The 17,791-nt window shown below is 70.2% G+C and carries 18 protein-coding genes and 2 tRNA genes; 10 read left to right on the top strand and 10 right to left on the bottom strand.

The window, feature by feature from the left end; genetic code table 11:
- The first annotated feature begins 58 nt into the window (after positions 1-58).
- Complete coding sequence (locus AC0L6F_RS01835; RefSeq protein WP_473538972.1) at positions 59-2,380, top strand: arylsulfatase; 2,322 nt, start codon at positions 59-61, stop codon at positions 2,378-2,380.
- Positions 2,381-2,417: 37 nt separating this feature from the next.
- On the opposite strand, the gene AC0L6F_RS01830 is transcribed toward AC0L6F_RS01835, so the two are convergent.
- A tRNA-Ile gene (locus AC0L6F_RS01830) sits at positions 2,418-2,491 on the bottom strand.
- 95 nt (positions 2,492-2,586) lie between these two features.
- Positions 2,587-3,585 carry a DMT family transporter gene (locus AC0L6F_RS01825; protein ID WP_473538971.1) on the bottom strand — a complete coding sequence of 333 codons (999 nt, stop codon included), beginning with the start codon at positions 3,583-3,585 and terminating at the stop codon, positions 2,587-2,589.
- Positions 3,586-3,627: 42 nt separating this feature from the next.
- Here AC0L6F_RS01825 and def point away from each other — a divergent pair, with 42 nt between their 5' ends.
- Together def and AC0L6F_RS01815 are read left to right on the top strand one after the other, a co-directional pair.
- Positions 3,628-4,194 carry a peptide deformylase gene (gene def / locus AC0L6F_RS01820; RefSeq protein ID WP_274635579.1) on the top strand — a complete coding sequence of 189 codons (567 nt, stop codon included), beginning with the start codon at positions 3,628-3,630 and terminating at the stop codon, positions 4,192-4,194.
- A gap of 44 nt (positions 4,195-4,238) precedes the next feature.
- A complete protein-coding gene (locus AC0L6F_RS01815) occupies positions 4,239-5,105 on the top strand; it encodes a GNAT family N-acetyltransferase (protein ID WP_473538970.1) in 867 nt (288 codons plus the stop codon).
- A 31-nt stretch (positions 5,106-5,136) separates the two neighbouring features.
- Here the strand turns inward: AC0L6F_RS01815 and AC0L6F_RS01810 are convergent, their stop codons facing one another.
- The 7 genes from AC0L6F_RS01810 to dusB form a co-directional block, all read right to left on the bottom strand.
- Positions 5,137-5,709 carry a ribonuclease H family protein gene (locus AC0L6F_RS01810; RefSeq protein ID WP_473538969.1) on the bottom strand — a complete coding sequence of 191 codons (573 nt, stop codon included), beginning with the start codon at positions 5,707-5,709 and terminating at the stop codon, positions 5,137-5,139.
- 58 nt (positions 5,710-5,767) lie between these two features.
- Entirely contained in the window at positions 5,768-5,929 is a 162-nt protein-coding gene (locus AC0L6F_RS01805; RefSeq protein ID WP_274635581.1) for a hypothetical protein, read from the bottom strand.
- Between the two features lie 149 nt (positions 5,930-6,078).
- Positions 6,079-6,151 (bottom strand) — tRNA-Asn (locus tag AC0L6F_RS01800).
- Positions 6,152-6,208: 57 nt separating this feature from the next.
- Entirely contained in the window at positions 6,209-7,000 is a 792-nt protein-coding gene (locus AC0L6F_RS01795; protein WP_259611918.1) for an ATP-binding cassette domain-containing protein, read from the bottom strand.
- 36 nt (positions 7,001-7,036) lie between these two features.
- On the bottom strand, positions 7,037-8,896 hold the full coding sequence (gene dnaG, locus AC0L6F_RS01790; protein WP_473538968.1) for a DNA primase: 1,860 nt from the start codon (positions 8,894-8,896) through the stop codon (positions 7,037-7,039).
- The gene (locus AC0L6F_RS01785) at positions 8,896-10,284 is read right to left on the bottom strand and encodes a deoxyguanosinetriphosphate triphosphohydrolase (protein ID WP_274635584.1); all 1,389 of its coding nucleotides are present in this window, start codon (positions 10,282-10,284) and stop codon (positions 8,896-8,898) included. The genes dnaG and AC0L6F_RS01785 overlap by 1 nt, the downstream gene beginning before the upstream one ends.
- A complete protein-coding gene (gene dusB, locus AC0L6F_RS01780; protein WP_274635585.1) occupies positions 10,274-11,437 on the bottom strand; it encodes a tRNA dihydrouridine synthase DusB in 1,164 nt (387 codons plus the stop codon). The genes AC0L6F_RS01785 and dusB overlap by 11 nt, the downstream gene beginning before the upstream one ends.
- 57 nt (positions 11,438-11,494) lie before the next feature.
- Here dusB and AC0L6F_RS01775 point away from each other — a divergent pair, with 57 nt between their 5' ends.
- Entirely contained in the window at positions 11,495-11,983 is a 489-nt protein-coding gene (locus AC0L6F_RS01775; RefSeq protein WP_274635586.1) for a glutathione peroxidase, read from the top strand.
- Between the two features lie 24 nt (positions 11,984-12,007).
- Here the strand turns inward: AC0L6F_RS01775 and AC0L6F_RS01770 are convergent, their stop codons facing one another.
- A complete protein-coding gene (locus tag AC0L6F_RS01770; protein WP_473538967.1) occupies positions 12,008-12,466 on the bottom strand; it encodes a MarR family winged helix-turn-helix transcriptional regulator in 459 nt (152 codons plus the stop codon).
- 191 nt (positions 12,467-12,657) lie between these two features.
- Between AC0L6F_RS01770 and AC0L6F_RS01765 the strand changes: the two genes are divergently transcribed.
- From AC0L6F_RS01765 to AC0L6F_RS01740, 6 genes are read left to right on the top strand one after another with little or no spacing between them, the layout of a single operon-like run.
- A complete protein-coding gene (locus tag AC0L6F_RS01765; protein WP_473538966.1) occupies positions 12,658-13,785 on the top strand; it encodes a polyprenyl synthetase family protein in 1,128 nt (375 codons plus the stop codon).
- A complete protein-coding gene (locus tag AC0L6F_RS01760) occupies positions 13,779-14,672 on the top strand; it encodes a phytoene/squalene synthase family protein (RefSeq protein ID WP_473538965.1) in 894 nt (297 codons plus the stop codon). The genes AC0L6F_RS01765 and AC0L6F_RS01760 overlap by 7 nt, the downstream gene beginning before the upstream one ends.
- The gene (gene crtI, locus AC0L6F_RS01755) at positions 14,669-16,234 is read left to right on the top strand and encodes a phytoene desaturase family protein (RefSeq protein ID WP_473538964.1); all 1,566 of its coding nucleotides are present in this window, start codon (positions 14,669-14,671) and stop codon (positions 16,232-16,234) included. Before AC0L6F_RS01760 ends, crtI begins: the two co-directional genes overlap by 4 nt.
- Positions 16,231-16,560: a lycopene cyclase domain-containing protein gene (locus AC0L6F_RS01750; protein WP_473538963.1), complete on the top strand. Its 330-nt coding sequence runs from the start codon at positions 16,231-16,233 to the stop codon at positions 16,558-16,560. Before crtI ends, AC0L6F_RS01750 begins: the two co-directional genes overlap by 4 nt.
- Positions 16,557-16,880 (top strand): lycopene cyclase domain-containing protein, encoded by a 324-nt coding sequence (locus AC0L6F_RS01745; protein WP_473538962.1) that lies wholly within the window; start codon positions 16,557-16,559, stop codon positions 16,878-16,880. Before AC0L6F_RS01750 ends, AC0L6F_RS01745 begins: the two co-directional genes overlap by 4 nt.
- Positions 16,873-17,754, top strand: a complete 882-nt coding sequence (locus AC0L6F_RS01740; protein ID WP_473538961.1) for a prenyltransferase — start codon at positions 16,873-16,875, stop codon at positions 17,752-17,754. The genes AC0L6F_RS01745 and AC0L6F_RS01740 overlap by 8 nt, the downstream gene beginning before the upstream one ends.
- The last annotated feature ends 37 nt before the right edge of the window (positions 17,755-17,791 follow it).

The following is a 17,791-nucleotide window of genomic DNA, read 5'->3' as shown; positions in this document are numbered from 1 at the left end:
CGACCGCCGGTCGATAGCGTGGATGTGTCCGCGAGAGACCGAGCGACGGGAGCACCCGATGGCCAAGGAATTCACCGGCAAGATCGCCCTGGATGTCCGAGACTCCGAACCGGACTGGGGCCCCTATCTGCTCCCCCAGCCCGCCGAGGGCGCGCCGAACGTCCTCGTCATCCTGTACGACGACACCGGGATGGCCTCGTGGTCGCCCTATGGCGGCCGGATCAACATGCCGACGCTGGACCGCCTGGCCCAGAACGGCCTGACCTACACGCAGTGGCACACCACGGCGCTCTGCTCGCCGACCCGTTCGAGCTTCCTTACCGGGCGCAACCACACGCGCAACAGCATCGCCTCGCTGATGGAGTCCACCAACGGATTCCCAGGCAACTCCGGCCGGATCCCGGACGACTGCGCCACCCTCGCGCACATCCTGCAGGACAACGGCTACAGCACCTTCTGGCTCGGCAAGGACCACAACGTCCCCGAGCAGGACAACTCCAGCGGCGGCAGCCGTCGGCAGTGGCCGCTGCAGATGGGCTTCGACCGCTTCTACGGTTTCCTCGGCGGCGAGACCAACCAGTGGTACCCCGATCTCGCCGAGGACAACCACTTCATCGAGCAGCCCTACACGCCGGACGAAGGCTATCACCTCTCGAAGGACCTGGCCGATCAGGGAATCAAGATGCTCCGCGATCAGCAGGCCTCCAACCCCTCGAAGCCCTGGTACATGTGGTTCTGCCCGGGAGCCAACCACGCCCCTCACCATGCGCCCGACGAGTACATCGCCAAGTACAAGGGCGTGTTCGACGACGGCTACGACGCATACCGCGAGTGGGTGCTGACGCGGATGATCGAGAAGGGGATCATGCCCGAGGGCACCGAGCTCACCCCCTTCAACCCGCTCCCCGAGGACCAGGCGAATCCCGCGGACCACGTCAAGCCGTGGGACGCGCTCAGCGACGATGAGAAGAGGCTGTTCGCCCGCATGGCCGAGGTGTTCGCCGGGTTCAGCGAATACACCGACGCCCAGATCGGCCGCATGGTCGACTATCTGGAGGCCAGCGGGCAACTCGAGAACACGGTGATCTTCTACTGCGCCGACAACGGCGCGTCGGGTGAGGGATCGCCGGACGGATCGGTGAACGAGAACAAGTTCTTCAACAACTACCCGGACGACCTGGCCGAGAACCTCGCCCGGCTCGACGAGCTGGGCAGCCCGGAGACGTACAACCACTACCCGACGGGCTGGGCGGCCGCATTCTCGACGCCGTTCCAGATGTTCAAGCGGTACAGCCAGTATTCCGGCGGGACCTGCGACCCGCTGATCATCCACTGGCCGAAGGGGATCGCCGCCAAGGGCGAGATCCGGCACCAGTACCACCATGTGACCGACATCGTCCCCACCATCCTCGACCTCGCTGGTCTCGAGATGCCCCAGGTCTACCGCGGCGTGGAGCAGGCGCCGCTGCCCGGCGTCTCCATGCGCTACACCTTCGACCTGGCCGACGCCCCCACGCGGAAGAAGCGCCAGTACTACAACATGATCGGCACCCGCGGGCTCTGGCAGGACGGCTGGAAGGTCGCCGCGACACACGCGCCCATCACCGGCCACGGCCACTTTGACCAGGACGAGTGGGAGCTCTACCACGTGGACGAGGACCGGTCGGAGTCGAAGAACCTGGCGGACCGGCATCCGGAGAAGGTCACGGAGCTCGTCGCCGCGTGGTTCGAAGAGGCCGACGCCAATTACGGGCTGCCGATCGACGACCGGACGGCGATGGAGCAGCTGACGCTGGATCGTCCGACCTCCGAGCCCGCCCGCACCCGCTTCATCTACTACCCCGACAGCGGCGCGGTGCCCGAAGGTGTGGCGGTGAACGTGCGCGGGCGCTCGTTCAAGATCGCCGCCGATGTCGTGCTCGAGGCGGATGCCGAAGGCGTGCTGTTCGCGCACGGCTCCCGCTTCGGCGGACATGCCCTGTTCATCAAGGACGGGAAGCTGCACTACGTGTACAACTTCCTCGGCATCCCACCCGAGCAGACCTTCGTCTCGAAGGAGCTCACCCCCGGACCGCACGTGCTGGGCACGGAGTTCGTCCGGGAGGGAGCCGGCGAGCACAAGGAGTCGGTCGGCACCTGCACGCTCTACGTGGATGACGAGGTGGTCGACCAGGGACCGATGCGGGCGCAGGTCGGCAAGTTCACCCTCTGCGGCGACGGCCTGTGCGTCGGCTTCGACAGCGCCGATACCGTCAGCCGGCAGTACGCGAACCCCTTCCCGTTCACCGGGGGCACACTGCTCGGCGTGGTCGTGGACGTCAGCGAAGAGCAGTACCTCGACCTCGAGCTGGAGGCCCTCGCTGCGCTCTCCCGCGAATAGGGACGACCGGATGCTCCGAGCGGGAGGGCCGGATCGGTAGGGCGGGTGGGACTTGAACCCACGATCGTCGGGTTATGAGCCCGCTGCCTTCACCAGCTTGGCCACCGCCCCCTGCGCACCCGAGCCTATCGCCCATGACGGTGTGCGCGATGATCGTGGCATGGATGCCGTCAGCGCGGCCTCGATCGCGGAACGGCCGCCCAGCGTCAGGGGCGGGGCCTGCCCTGACCTTTCCCGTCGCTGCCGCGCCGGATCGGCAGCTCCTGGCTGTCGCTGATCACCTGCGGGTGGTTGCGCGCCAGCGAGAACACGCCGTAGATCGCTATCGCTCCGGCGATGCCGAAGCCGACGTAGGCCCACACGCCCGCGGTGGCGGCCTCCTTCAGCACGGTCAGGCCGATGAGCACGGCCACCATCGGGTCGACCACCGTCAGCCCCGCGATCACCAGGTCGGGCGGACCGACCGAGTACGCCGTCTGCACGAAGTAGGCGCCGAGCCCGGCCGCCAGCAGCAAGCCGATGAGGCAGACGATGGTCATCGCGTCGATGTCCCACACCTGCACCCGCTTGATCACGATCTTCGCCAGAGTGGCCACGAACCCGTACAGGATGCCGGAGGCCACGATGTAGAAGAGGGGGTGGGCGCGCTTGCGCAGCAGCACCCAGGCGGTCGCCAGCACGACCAGCACGACCGCGAGCATGATCAGCACGGTCAGCAGCTGGCCGCTGGTCAGCGGGGTCTCGGTCGCAACGAAGGCGGCGATGGTGACGAACACGAAGATGCCGCCGACGCAGGCGATGATCGAGCGCACCGACTTCCTGGTGGGCTTGTGGCCGGAGATGCGCGCGTTCAACAGGGTCGTGATCACGAGCGAGATGGCACCCACCGGCTGGACCAGGATCAGCGGCGCGAAGGCCAGCGCCGACAGCTGACAGACGATCGCCAGGGCGAGCATGAGCGTCCCGGCGACCCAGGACGGCCGCCGCAGCAGGCTCAGCAGCTGCCTCGCGCTCAGCCCCTCGCTGCCGCTGGTGCCGGTGAGACGCTCCACCTTGTTGACGCCGCGGTGCTGGTACTGCGCACCGAAGGACATGAACACCGCGCCCAGGAGCGCCAGCGGGATGCCGATCAGGATCGCGGGGTCACGGAAAACCCCGACCAGATGGTCGGTGACGTCGTTCAGCGGCAGGCCTGTCGCGATCACTCTTCGACATTACCTGCGAGGCGGGCTGGGTAGGCTGAAGACGTGGCCATTCTGCCGATCCTCATCCTGGGCGACCCGGTGCTGCACTCCCCCGCAGCCGAGGTCGACGAGATCACCGACGACGTGCGCCGCCTCGTCGCCGACATGTACGAGACGATGGATGCCGCGCCCGGCGTCGGACTGGCGGCGCCCCAGGTGGGGGTCCCGCTGCGGCTGTACGTGTACACCTATCAGGACGATGACGGCGCCCCGTGGCGCGGCGTGGTGATCAACCCAGTGCTGTGGATGAAGCCGACCGAGCCCGGCGCGCCCGACCCGGACGAGGAGAGCGAGGGGTGCCTGTCGTTCCCCGGTGAGCGGTTCCCGCTGCGGCGCTCCGACGACGTGCTGGTGACCGGCATCGATCTGGACGGCGCCCCCGTGCGGATTGAGGTCGACGGCTGGCGGGCACGGATCATGCAGCACGAGTTCGACCACCTGGACGGGGTGCTCTACGTGGACCGGCTCGGCGACGGCGACTGGAAGACGGCGCAGAAGATCGCGCGCAAGCGCGGCTGGGGCCGCGCCGGCCAGTCCTGGACGCCCGGCGTCGACGATATCGACGCGTAGCGCGCGGCCGCGAGGGCGACCGGGCGCCGGGTAGCATCGCGGGCGTGGTGATCGAACTGAGCACGCCGCGCATCGAGGCGCTGGCTGAGGTGCGGGAGGCGCTGCGGGACTGGCAGGACGATGCCGCACCGATGCAGCTGCACCCGGGAGACCTGGGCTGGTTCGGGCGATTCGGCGCGGCCGCGACCGTGGCGGCCCTGCGGGTCTGGACGCGGGACGGGCGGATCGTCGCCGTCGGCTTCCTGGACGGGCCGGACCTTCTGAGGCTGACGGTCGCACCGTCGTCCCGTCGGGACACGGCGCTGGCAGACCGGCTCGTCGCCGACCTGGCCGATCCGGCGCATGGTGTCTTCCCGACGGGCCGGGCGGCGGTCGAGACGCCGAACGGCACCCTGGTCCAGGCGCGCCTGACGCAGTCGGGCTGGGACACGGGCGAATCGTGGACCCCGCTGCGTCGCGACCTGACCGCGCCGGTCGACCGGCCTGCGCGGCGGATCGACGTGGTCGGGCCGGAGCAGGCGGCCGCCTTCACCGCGACGCATCGTGCGGCGTGGGACAGCCCGTCCTTCACCCTCGAGCGGTGGCGCACGATGATGCAGGGCCCGCTCTCCGCCGACGTCCGGTGCCTGCTGGGGTATGACGAGCGGGGCGTCGCGGTGGCGGCGCTCGCCGTCTGGTCTGCCGGTCCGGGTCGCCCCGGGCTGATCGAGCCCCTCGGCGTCCTGCCGGAGCACCGCCGGCAGGGTCACGGTCGGGCGATCTGCGTCGCCGCGGCCGCCGTGCTGCAGGAGCTGGGCTCCTCCAGCGTTCTGGTCTGCACCGAGAGCACGCGGGTCGCGGCCATCGCCACCTACGCGTCCGCCGGCTTCGAGCGGCTCCCGCCCCGCCGGGACCGGATCCGCGCAGCCTAGCGGCCGGCCCCGTCCGCCGGACCGCGCTCGGTCATCGTCTGCGCGGCTTGTCCTGTGCCGAACGCGGCGGGTCGACGCCCACATCGATCGGCTCCTGGCCGTCCAGCGAGGACCACCGGCTCTGCGCGCCCTTCGCGCCGTGGGATGCCGCACGGACGGCGCGCTCGTCGGCCCAGCTGTTCAGCCGGTGGCCGGCGTGCCCCCGCACGTGCTCCAGGATCACGTCCGGCACGCCGTGCTCCCGACGCGCGTCGCGCTCGACGATGAGCTCCCGCAGGATCTCGACGTTCTTCGTCGGCGCGCCGGTGCTGGTCTTCCAGCCCCGGCGGGCATGGGCATCCATCCACGACGCGTACGTGTCGATCGCGTACTTCGAATCGGCCTGGACCGTCAGCAGCGTCACATCGCGGTGATCGCGGATGGCGTTGAGCAGAGCCAGCAATTCGCCGATGTTGTTCGTGCCCAGCGGCAGCGAACCTGCCGCCCACTGACCGTCCGCCCCGACCCAGGCCCATCCGGTGGGGCCGGGATTGCCCGAGCAGGCACCATCCGTCGCGACTGTGTAACTCTCGATGATCGGCGTCCTTCCCCGGGCACAGCGCACGCCCGAGCAGAAAGCCTACCCGGGCATGCGTCGTGCTCCGGACGCCGGACTGCAGCGCCTATGCCCGACGGCCCGCGATCACACGCAGCAGCCAGGCGATGACCGCGATGACCAGCAGGATCAGGCCGACCCACAGCAGCCACTTCACGGCCGCGATGAACCCGCCCACGAAGAGCAGGACGATGGCGATCACCGCCAGGATGATGAGGAGGATGCTCATGATGTGTTCCCTTCTCTCGCGCTGCCGTGACCCGACCGTCGATCCGACGTGCCCGGCGCATGCCCCCACCGTAGCGAGGAGGCGCCGGGGGCGATACACCCTTGCGGTGAACAGAGAAAAGGCCCCGGGGTGGAGCCCGAGGCCTTTCGCTCCCCCACTTGGACTCGAACCAAGAACCTACCGGTTAACAGCCGATTGCTCTGCCAATTGAGCTATGGAGGAATATCCGCTCGCATTGCGGCGAGCGACCAGACAATCGTAGCAAACTTCCGCGGGCGGTCACGACGCGATCAGGCGTCTGTCCGCTCCCGCGCTGGGCGTCCACAGCACGTCGTCGACGTTGGCGCCGCACGCCACGACGTGGCCGGAGCGCAGGATCAGGACCTCCGCGCCGAGCGCGCGGATGCCGTCGCGATCGTTGCCGATCAGCAGGGTCGACATGCCGTAGCCGTCACAGCGCCGTCGGATGGCCTCCACCACCGCCGCGCGGGCCTGCACGTCCAGATTGGCGAACAGGTCATCGGCGACCAGCAGCTTCGGGTCGAGCATGAGGGCGCGGGCCAGCGCCACGCGCTGCCGCATTCCCGCGCTGAGCTCGTACGGGTACTTCACCGTCATCCCGAGTGGGAGCTTCAGCTCGTCCAGCAGCGCGGCCACGCGCAGCGCGAGCGCGCGCTTGTTCACGCGCCGGTCGCGGCTGGTCACCGGTGACGAGATCACCTCTTCGACCGTCAGCCGAGCCGGCAGGCGCGTCCCCGCCCCCTGGCCCAGATATCCGACGAGGTAGGTGAGCGTGCGATGAGCCCGGCCGGGCCGGCGCACCGGGATGCCCTGCACCCGCGCGTCGCCTCCCACCACGGCCAACCCGGGCTCGTCAGTGCCGGCGAGCACCGCGCCCAGGCTGGACTTTCCGGCACCGGTGGGGCCCAGCACGGCCAGACTGCGTCCGTGTGCGAGCGTGAAGTCGACGCCGTCGACCACGCGCTCGGTCGCCGTCCCGCGCGCCGAGGCGCGGGTGATCGACAGGTCGCTGCAGCGGATGGCGACGTCGGCGTCGCGGTGGCGGGCCATCCCCTCATCCTGCCCTGTCCGCGGGCCGTCCGCCAGCTACGACTCGGCGAGGAGGCGCTGCCGGTCGGCGTCCAGCTCGCGCAGCTGCAGGCGCACGGCACGGCCCTCCTCGGAATCCGCGGGGACGCGCTGGACGGCGCCGAGCAGCTCGCGCTTGCGCGCGTCGATCGAGCGGGTGATCAGCCGCCGGGCAAGATCCTGCGCCGACACGGTGGCATGGTCGTCGTCGCGGGCCGGGAACTCACCGGTCAGCAGCTCGGCGGCCAGCGACCGGTAGGGTTCGCGGACCGCCGACACCGCCTCGACCGCCCATCCGGGGCGCGAAAGGTCGGACGCGGCGGCCACGCTCTGTCGGACCGCGTCGAGGGCGGGATGCCGCAGCGGCAGCTGCACGGCGCGCTGCCACAGCTCCGGGTCGATCCGATGCCCGTACTGCAGGAAGCCCATCAGCGCGTCGCGTTCGAGCACGACGTCGGCCGTGCGCGGCAGGCTCGCCACCGTCACGCGCAGCTCCGGCGCGACCGCGGGAGCCGGCTCGGGCTCGGTGCGGCGGGCGGATGCGGCATCCCGTCTCTCGGTCTGGGATGCCCGCGTCACGGCGCCGTGCACCTCCCCGGTGTCCATGCCCAGGCGGCGCGCGAGCACGCGCTCGTACTCGCGGCGCATGATCGGGTCGCGCAGCTCGGCGACGATCGGCGCGGCCGCGCGCAGCGCGCCGATCCGCCCCTCGACCGACCCGAGCTCGTAGCCGGCGATCCGCTGATCGATGACGAACTCGAACATCGGCACCTTGGTGTCCATCAGCGACCGGACCGCGGCATCCCCCCGCTGCAGTCGCAGGTCGCACGGGTCGAGCCCCTCGGGGGCGACGGCGACGAAGCTCTGCGCCGCCAGCCCTTTCGTCGAGGCGAACGCGCGCACCGCGGCCTTCTGGCCGGCCGCGTCGGGGTCGAATGTGAACACCACCTCAGCGGATCCGTCGTCGCCGACCACCCGCCGGAGGATGCCCATGTGGTCGGCCCCGAACGCCGTGCCACAGGTGGCCACCGCGGTCGTCACCCCGGCCAGGTGGCAGGCCATCACATCGGTGTAGCCCTCGACCACGACCACGCGTCGCGGGTCGCCGCGGGAGATGTCGCGCTTGGCCAGGTCCAGCCCGTACAGCACCTGCGTCTTCTTGTAGAGCACGGTCTCGGGTGTGTTCAGGTACTTCGGGCCGGTGTCATCCTCCAGCAGCCGGCGTGCGCCGAATCCGACGGTCTGCCCGGTGATGTCGCGGATCGGCCAGATGAGCCGGCCGCGGAACCGGTCGTACACGCCGCGCTGCCCCTGCGAGACGAGGCCGGCCGCCAGCAGCTCGTCCCGGGTGAAGCCCTGCTTGGTCAGCGCGTCCATCAGTCCGGACCAGCCCTTCGGCGCGAAGCCGACGCCGAAGTGGGCGGCCGCGCCCGCGTCGAAGCCCCGCTCCCCGAGGAATCGGCGGCCGATCTCGGCGGCCGGCGTGACCAGCCGCGTGCGGAACCATTCGCCGGCGGCGGCGTTGGCCGCGTACAGGCGCGAGCGGCCGGATGTCTCCGGCGCCGCCCCGCCCTCTTCGTAGTGCAGCGTGAACCCGATGCGGGCGGCCATCCGCTCCACCGCCTCGGTGAACGTGAGATGGTCCAGCTGCCGGAGGAACGTGTACACGTCGCCCGACTCGCCGCACCCGAAGCAGTGGTAGAAGCCGACCTGGGGGCGCACGTTGAAGCTCGGGCTGCGCTCGTCGTGGAACGGGCACAGCCCCTTCAGCGAGCCGATCCCGGCGGGCTTGAGGGCGACCCGCTCTCCGATCACGTCGGCGATGTTGACCCGGGCCTTGACCTCGTCGATGTCGGCCTGCGCGATCCGGCCGGCCATCAGTGCCGTCCCGTCGTGCGCGCCGGTGATGCCGGCCCGCGGTCCGGCAGGCGGGGCTCGGCCACCTGGAGCGACGGGATCCAGACGCCGAGCGAGGGGCCGTCGACCGGACCGACCAGCCGGGCGTGCCAGGCGAGGGCGCGCTGGTCGGTCAGGCTGGCGACCTGGTCGACGATCACGCGGCGGGCCGCGGCATCCGTCTGCGCGGCCGCGAAGTCGCCGGCGTACACCGCCTCGAGCTGCTCGGGATGCTGCCACAGGGCGTCGGCGAGGCGCTTGAGCACGCGGCGCTGCTCCTTGTACAGCTCCTTGCGTCCTTCGATGGAGACCACGAACGCGCCGATGACGCCCTTGAGCACCGCCATCTCGACCTCGATCACCCGGGGCACCACCACGTGCGCGCGGTAGCGGGTGAGCACCGGGGTGTCGTAGGCCTCACGGGTGGCGGATGTCGCGGCCCGGGCGAAGCGCCCGATCAGGTCGCTGGTCAGGTTCTTCAGCCGCGCCAGCGCCGGCCGCGAGCCGTCGAACGCGGTCAGCCACTGGCCGAGCGCGGTGAGCCGGTACAGCGCCTCGGCCAGCTCGTCCCGGTGGAAGTCGAAGCCGACCCAGGACTGGATGGCGTCCAGGAGCGCCTCGTGCTCGCTGGGAGCGGTCAGTCGGGCCGGGTCGAGGTAGCCGTTGACGACGGCGTCCTCGAAGTCGTGCACCGAGTAGGCGATGTCGTCGGAGAGGTCCATCACTTCGGCTTCGATGCACCGCACTCGTCCGGGGGCGTCCGCGCGCATCCAGTGGAACACGGCTTCGTCCTCGGCGTACACGCCGAACTTCAGCCGTCCGCCGGCGTCCGGCAGCGGGCGATCGGCCGTCCACGGGTACTTGCAGGTGGCGTCCAGGCTGGCGCGGGTGAGGTTCAGGCCGTACGTGGTCCCGTCCGGTCCCAGCACCTTGGGCTCGAGCCGGGTCACGATCCGCAGCGTCTGCGCGTTGCCCTCGAACCCGCCGATGCCCTCGGCCCAGTCGTTCATCGCGCGTTCGCCGTTGTGGCCGAACGGCGGGTGGCCCAGGTCATGGTTCAGACACGCCGTGTCGACCACGTCCGGCGACAGCCGCAGCGCGGTGGCCAGCTCGCGCCCGACCTGCGCGACCTCGAGGGAGTGCGTCAGCCGGTTGCGCGCGAAGTCCGCCGGCGAGGCCGGACTGAGCACCTGCGTCTTCGCGGCCAGGCGCCGCAGGGCCGCCGAGTGGAGCACGCGCGCGCGATCGCGGGCGAAGTCGTCGCGCTGGGAGCGGTGCTGCTCCCCGTGGAAGCGCGCGGCGTCCGCATCGTCGTATCCGCTCGGCCGGCCCGGAGAGACGCCGACCGCGGACGCGCCCTCAGCCGCCACTCGTATCGGCCTCCGACTCGGTCAGCGACGCCGCGTGGGCGCCGATCTCGCGGGAGTCCAGCCACCGCTCGGGCAGCGCCGTGCGCTTGGGCGTGCCGGCGCGCCCGCGCTGGCCTTCGGCCGCCGCGCCCGGGTAGGGCAGGTCCTGATCGAGCTCGCCGAGCAGCGCGTCGATCTCGGCGAGCGTGGATGCCGTGGCCAGCCGTGCCCGCAGCTCGCCGCCGACCGGGTAGCCCTTGAAATACCAGGCGACGTGCTTGCGGATGTCGCGGCAGCCGCGATCCTCGTCCTCGAAGAACTCCACCAGCAGTTCGGCATGGCGGCGGAACGCCCGGGCGACGAACCCGAGCGTCGCGTCCACGGGTGCGGCGGCGGCGGCGCCGTCGCGGCCCAGGGCCCGCGCGAGGTCGCCGAACAGCCAGGGACGGCCGAGGCATCCGCGCCCGACGACCACGCCGTCGCATCCGGTCTCGTCCATCATCCGCTGGGCGTCCTCGGCCGACCAGATGTCGCCGTTGCCGAGAACCGGGACGCCGGTCACAGCCTCCTTCAGCGCGGCGATGGCCGCCCAGTCGGCGTGACCGGAGTAGAACTGCGAAGCGGTGCGGGCGTGCAGGGCGATCGCGGCGACGCCGGCGTCCTCGGCGATGCGTGCCGCCTCGAGGTAGGTGAGGTGATCGTCGTCGATGCCCTTGCGCATCTTGACCGTGACCGGGATCGGGCCGGCGGCGCGCACCGCTTCGGTCACGATGCCCCGGAACAGGTCGAGCTTCCAGGGCAGAGCGGCTCCCCCGCCCTTGCGGGTGACCTTGGGGACCGGGCAGCCGAAGTTCATGTCGATGTGGTCGGCGCGGTCCTCGGCCACCAGCATCCGCACCGCGTCGGCGACCGTCCGCGGATCGACCCCGTACAGCTGGATCGAGCGCAGCGACTCGGATTCGTGGTGGCGGATCAGCCGCATCGTCGTCTGGTTGCGCTCCACGAGGGCACGGGTGGTGATCATCTCGCTCACGTACAGCCCCGCACCGTACTCACGGCAGAGCCGCCGGAACGCGGTGTTCGTGATGCCCGCCATCGGCGCCAGCACGACCGGCGCGTCGAGCTCGATGGGCCCGATGCGCAGGGTGCGGGCGGGAGCGGTCGCGACAGTCACCCGTCCATTCTCCCAGACCGGCGGCCGCCGTGGCTGCGCGCGCCTAGGCTGTGGATCATGACCGATCTGCACGACATCCCCTTCCAGACCGCCGACGGCGGCTCGGCCACTCTCGGCGATTTCGACTCTCGGGTGCTGATGATCGTCAATGTCGCCTCGCGGTGCGGGTTCACCCCGCAGTACGAGCAGCTGGAGAAGCTGCAGCAGACCTACGGCGACCGCGGCTTCACCGTGCTCGGCTTCCCCTGCAACCAGTTCAAGAACCAGGAGCCGGGAACGATCGACGAGATCGTGGACTACTGCACCACGACCTGGGGCGTGACCTTCCCGGTGTTCGACAAGGTCGAGGTGAACGGGAGCGATGCGGCGCCGCTGTACCAGGCGCTGACGCAGGCGGCGGATGCCGCGGGCACCGCCGGCCCGGTCGCCTGGAACTTCGAGAAGTTCGTGCTCACGCCCGCCGGGCAGGTCCATCGGTTCCGCTCCGCGACGGCGCCCGATGACCCCGCGGTCGTGGAGCTCATCGAGGCGGACCTAGCGGCATAGCAGACATCATTCACGGACAGCCGTTCACCGAGAGGATTCGGACTCGCCGGCGGTGACGCCCGCTTCGGCCGTCTGACTGAGGTCATCGAGGAATCGGATGACAGTGTCCCGTTCCGCGGGAGACATCCGCGCCGCGACTTCGAATCGCCGTGCATGGGTGCGGCCGACCGTGTCACGGACCTGCTCATGGGTCTGCTGGGTGATGCGGATGGTCAAGGCGCGGCGGTCGGTCGGATGCGCCGCGCGCTCGATGTGCCCGGCCGCAGCGAGCCGATCCAGAAGCTTCGTCGTGGATGCCGATGAGATTCCCAGGTATTCGGCCAGCGCGCCGGGCGTGACCAGTCGGCCGTCATTCTTGGCGACGACAAGGAATCGAAGCGCCTGCATGTCCGTCTCGTTCAGCTTCATCCGGTCACGCGATGACAAGCTCAGCTGCTGCTCGGCCTCCCGCCACCGGCGAATGCCGGTGAGCACGCGCACCACCTGAGCGATCTCGGCCTCGGTCAGAGAGCCGTACTCGACGAGTTCCTGCTTCGGGTCTATCACGCGGGGGTCCACCATGCGATCCGCCTGCTGCGGATCACGCCTTCGGCGACTGGCCATATCTGTATTGTAAGGAAGAATTTACTGCATGCTACGCTACTTGCTAGCCTAGCGAGTGACGGGAGGCAGTTATGCGCGATGACGTCCGGGCGGTGCTGGATGGCGCAGGACCCGCCCTCGGTTACGCTTGGCAGCCCAGCTTGCGCGGAGCTGACACCCCGTTTCACCTTGCCGGCGTAGATGAGCAGCTACGGCGATTCTTCGACGAGAAGGAGTCACGGGCAGGCAGCCAGGGTGAGCACTTTGCAGCGCTGTGGGCCGCCCTGCGCAGGGCGAGCCTGGGGGGCAAGCGCATCCGTCCGGCACTCGTGGTGCATACCGCCCGCGAACTGGGCTGCGACCGGCCGCAGGCCGCCGACGCGGTCGCGGCGGCATTCGAACTGCTGCACACCGCTTTTCTACTGCACGACGACGTCATCGATGGCGATACCCGGCGGCGCGGCAAGCCCAATCTGATCGGTGAGTTCTACGCGGGTGCGCGCTCGTGCGGTGTCGCGGAGCGCGCGGCGCTGGCCTGGTCGAGCGCCGCGGGAATTCTGGCCGGCGATCTGATGCTGCACGCCGCACAGGCGCTGATCGCGCGTCTGGACGTCGACGAGGGCAGGCGGCTGGGCCTGCTCGACCTGCTGGACCGGACGCTGTCGGTCACGGCAGCCGGGGAGCTGGGCGACGTGGCGCTCAGCGTCGGGACGGCGGCGCCCTCGCTCGCCGACGCGCTCACGGTCACCCGCGCCAAGACGGCCCACTACTCGTTCCAGGCACCGCTGCAGGCGGGCGCGATCCTCGCCGGGGCCGGGAGCCGCGAGCAGGACGCGCTGAGCGGCTTCGGCCACTGTGCGGGTATCGCCTTCCAGCTGCGCGATGACCTGCTCGGTGTGTTCGGCGATCCGGCAGTCACCGGCAAGAGCAACTCGGTGGACATCTGTCGTGCGAAGCTGACGCCTCTGGTCGCCTATGCACTCGGTACGGAGCACGGGCCCCGCCTGCGGCTCATCCTGGAAGCCGGCGCTCCGCGAGATGTCGACGTGGCCAGCGCCCGCGAGATCCTGATGCGCTCCGGCGCGTGCGAGTTCGTCGAAGGACTCATCGACGACCATGTGGCCGCCGCCGAGGCGGCCCTGCGCGAAGCGACTCTGCCAGAGACGCTTCGCGAACGCCTGGTCGCCATCGCGCACGAAGCCGGGGCGCGATCATGGTGACCGGCACGACTTCTGCGACCGACCTCACGCAGTACACGCGATGTGCGCAGCGCAGCGCGGCGGGTGTCATCGGCGCCTACTCGACATCGTTCGGGATGGCGACGTACCTGTTCGATCGGGTCACCCGCACGCACGTGCGGAGCATCTATGCCCTCGTCCGGGTGGCCGATGAGATCGTCGACGGCGCGGCGGCCGAAGCCGGCCTGGACCCGCGGGCACAGCGAAGCCTGCTGGATGCCCTCGAGTCCGAGACCGCGCAGGCGGTCGCCGGCGGGTACAGCGCGAACCTCGTCGTGCACGCCTTCGCGCACACCGCCCGCGAGGCGGGCATCGACGACACCGTGATCGCGCCGTTCTTCGCGTCGATGCGCAGAGACGTGACCTGCACCGAGTACACCGCCCCAGAGGTCGCCGACTACATCCACGGCTCCGCCGAGGTCGTGGGCCTGATGTGCCTGCGCGCGTTCCTCATCCACGACGCCGTGGACGCCGCGACCCGACGCCGACTCGAGGAGGGCGCCCGTCGCCTGGGCGCCGCATTCCAGAAGGTGAACTTCCTGCGCGACCTCTCCGCGGACTGGGAGGATCTGGGACGCAGCTACTTTCCCGGTATCCGTCCCGACGAGCTCTCCGAGGCCGACAAGCACCGCATCCTCGACGACATCGACGCCGACCTGAACGTCGCAGCGGCCGCCATCGCCGAGCTCCCGCCCGGCTGCCGCGCCGCCGTCACCGCCGCACACGCCCTGTTCTCGGCGCTGTCGCGTCGACTGCGACGGACCGACGCGAACCGGCTGCTGTCCACCCGGGTGCGGGTGTCGAATCTCCACAAGCTCACCATCCTCGTGCGCGCGCGCCTGGGCGCGCGTCCGCGGAGAATGCCGTGACCGGCCGGCGGGTGGTCGTGATCGGCGGCGGGATCGCAGGACTGGCCACGGCCGCGCTGCTGGCACGCGACGGCGACGACGTCACCCTGCTGGAGTCCCGCGATCAGCTGGGCGGGCGCGCCGGCCGTTGGGAGCAGGACGGGTTCCGGTTCGACACCGGACCCTCGTGGTACCTGATGCCCGAGGTCTTCGACCACTTCTTCCGCCTGCTGGGCACCAGCACCGACCAGGAGCTGCGCCTGAGTCGGCTGGATCCCGGATATCGGGTGCTGTTCGAGGGGGATGACCCACCGCTGCAGATCCGACCCGGCCGGGCAGCGAATGTCGACCTGTTCGAGAATGCCGAGCCAGGTGCCGGTCGCCGCCTGGAACGGTACCTCGACTCCGCGGCAGAGGCGTATCGGCTCGCGGTGGACCGTTTTCTCTACAGCACGTACGCGTCCTATCGGCCACTGATCTCGGCCGAGCTGCTCGCGCGCGCCGGACGACTGGCGCGACTGCTGCTCCAGCCACTGGACTCCTTCATCGCGCAGCAGTTCCGGGATCGACGGCTGCGTCAGGTCCTGGGCTATCCCGCCGTCTTCCTGGGGGCCTCGCCGAAGCTGGCCCCGAGTCTGTACCACCTGATGAGCCACCTCGACCTCGACGACGGGGTCTGGTATCCCCAGGGCGGCTTCGGGGTCGTGATCGACGCCATCGCCGATCTCGCCCGGCGGGCGGGTGCAGTCATCCACACCGGGCAGCAGGTGGTCGGGATCGACACCACGGCCGCCGGCGGCCGCGCGCGGGTCACGGGCGTGACGGCGACAGGACCGGACGGGCACACCCACCACTTCGCGGCAGACGTGGTGGTCTCGACGGCCGATCTGCACCACACCGAGACGCAGCTGCTGCCGGCCGACCTGCGCACTTTTCCCGAGAAGTGGTGGCGAAAGCGCAATCCGGGTCCCGGCGCGGTCCTGGTGATGCTCGGCGTGCGGGGCGGTCTGCCCGAGCTCGCGCACCACACGCTGCTGTTCACCCGGGACTGGACAGCCAACTTCGAGGCCATCTTCACTCCCCCGACCACGATTCCCACGCCCGCATCGATCTATGTGTGCCGCCCCAGTGCGACCGATCCCGGCGCCGCACCGGCGGGTGACGAGAATCTCTTCATCCTCGTGCCGGTGCCCGCCGACCCCGGGATCGGCGCGGGCGGGATCGCCGGGGCCGGGGCGGCCGACGTCGAGGCCACGGCCGACCGTGCCATCCGGCAGATCGCCGAGTGGGCCGACATCCCCGACCTGGCCGAGCGCATCGTCGTGCGCCGCACCATCGGCCCCGCCGACTTCGCCGATGACCTGAACTCGTGGCGCGGCGGGGCGCTGGGCCTGGCGCACACCCTGCGCCAGAGCGCGTTCCTGCGCGGTCGGAACGCGTCGGCGCGGGTTGCCGGCCTGCTCTACGCCGGGTCGAGCACGCTGCCCGGAATCGGGCTGCCGATGTGCCTGATCAGCGCAGAGCTGGTGCTCAAGCGACTGCGCGGCGACACCTCGGCCGCGCGACTGGCGGAACCGCTGTGAGCCTGCTGTATCTGGCCGTCCTGCTGGTCTGCCTGGGCGGCAGCATCCTCATCGATCTGCGATTCCACCTGGTGTTCGGTCGCAGCGCGCGCACGGCGGGGTTCGTCCTGGCCTGCGGAATCATCTTCTTTCTGGCCTGGGACCTGTGCGGCATCGCGCTGGGGATCTTCGCGCGCGGCGAGAACGCGGTGATGACCGGCATCCTGCTCGCGCCGGAGCTGCCGCTGGAAGAGGGGTTCTTCCTCGCATTCCTGTGCCACCTCACCCTGGTCCTGATCGCGGGCTCGCGGCGGATCACGCAGCGGCGCAGGAAGGAGCGGCCATGACCTACCTGATCCTCTGTCTGATCTTTCTGGGCATCGCGGCCGCGGTGCTGGTGTTCGCGCTCGCGATGCAGTCCGATCGGCGCGCGCTCATCGTTCGCTGGTGGGTGCCGATCGCCGTGGCGACGGTGGCGCTGCTGGTGCTGACGGCGATCTTCGACAACGTGATGATCGCCTCGGGACTGATGACCTATCAGAACGCGACCACCTCGGGGGTGCGCATCGGGCTGGCGCCGGTGGAGGACTTCTCCTACCCGCTGGCCGGAGTGATGCTGCTGCCGGCCCTGTGGCTGATCTTCGGAAGGCGGCGCAGCCGTGGCTGAACCGGTGCTGCCGCGCACCCGTGAAATCCTGGCCGTGTCGCGGCCGGTGAGCTGGATCAACACCGCGTACCCGTTCGGCGCGGCCTATCTGCTGACCTCGGGCCGCATCGATGCCGCCTTCGTCATCGGCGTCGTGTTCTTTCTCATTCCGTACAACCTCGCGATGTACGGAATCAACGACGTCTTCGACTACGCCTCGGACCTCGCCAACCCGCGCAAGGGCGGGATGGAGGGCACCGTCCTGGACCGCGGAGCGCACCGGGTGGTGCTGGTCGCCGCCATCGCCTCGTGCGTGCCGTTCGTCGTCGCGCTGGTCGTCCTCGGCGATCCCGCGTCGTGGGCGGTGCTGGCGGTGAGCCTGTTCGCCGTGGCCGCCTACTCGGTGCCCGGCCTGCGCTTCAAGGAGCGCCCCTTCCTGGACTCGGTGACATCCAGCACGCACTTCGTCAGTCCCGCCGTGTACGGGCTCGTGCTGGCGGGGGCGCGGCCGACCGGCGCCCTGGTCGCGCTGCTGGCGGCGTTCTTTCTGTGGGGAATGGCCAGCCATGCGTTCGGCGCGGTCCAGGACGTCGTCCCCGACCGCGCGGGCGGAATCCGGTCGATCGCCACGGTCATGGGGGCTCGCTGGACCGTGCGGTTCGCCCTGGCCTGCTGGACGACCGCCGGGGTCCTCATGCTGTTCACGGCATGGCCCGGTCCGCTCGCCGCGCTGGCCGCGATCCCGTACCTGTGGGCCGCGTTCCCGTTCCGCTCGATCACCGATGAGCTCTCGCCCGCGGCCAATCGCGGGTGGCGCCGGTTCATCTGGCTCAACTACGCGGTCGGATTTTTCATCACGATGCTCCTGATCGCGTATGCGATCACCCGGGGCTGATCCCTGTTCGAGGAAGGTTCGAGGAAAGATGCCGCAC

Source organism: Microbacterium sp. G2-16M (assembly GCF_055809115.1).
The sequence above is the reverse complement of the archived record's forward strand: the minus strand, read 5'-3'. Positions and strand labels throughout refer to the sequence as shown.

What these genes read in the sequence shown, in the direction of transcription:
- AC0L6F_RS01835 (WP_473538972.1), top strand. Translation starts at nt 59, where the DNA reads ATGGCCAAGGAATTCACCGGCAAGATCGCCCTGGATGTCCGAGACTCC.
- AC0L6F_RS01805 (WP_274635581.1), bottom strand. Translation starts at nt 5,929, where the DNA reads ATGAGCATCCTCCTCATCATCCTGGCGGTGATCGCCATCGTCCTGCTC.
- AC0L6F_RS01795 (WP_259611918.1), bottom strand. Translation starts at nt 7,000, where the DNA reads ATGGCCCGCCACCGCGACGCCGACGTCGCCATCCGCTGCAGCGACCTG.
- dnaG (WP_473538968.1), bottom strand. Translation starts at nt 8,896, where the DNA reads ATGGCCGGCCGGATCGCGCAGGCCGACATCGACGAGGTCAAGGCCCGG.
- AC0L6F_RS01775 (WP_274635586.1), top strand. Translation starts at nt 11,495, where the DNA reads ATGACCGATCTGCACGACATCCCCTTCCAGACCGCCGACGGCGGCTCG.
- AC0L6F_RS01765 (WP_473538966.1), top strand. Translation starts at nt 12,658, where the DNA reads ATGCGCGATGACGTCCGGGCGGTGCTGGATGGCGCAGGACCCGCCCTC.
- AC0L6F_RS01760 (WP_473538965.1), top strand. Translation starts at nt 13,779, where the DNA reads ATGGTGACCGGCACGACTTCTGCGACCGACCTCACGCAGTACACGCGA.
- AC0L6F_RS01745 (WP_473538962.1), top strand. Translation starts at nt 16,557, where the DNA reads ATGACCTACCTGATCCTCTGTCTGATCTTTCTGGGCATCGCGGCCGCG.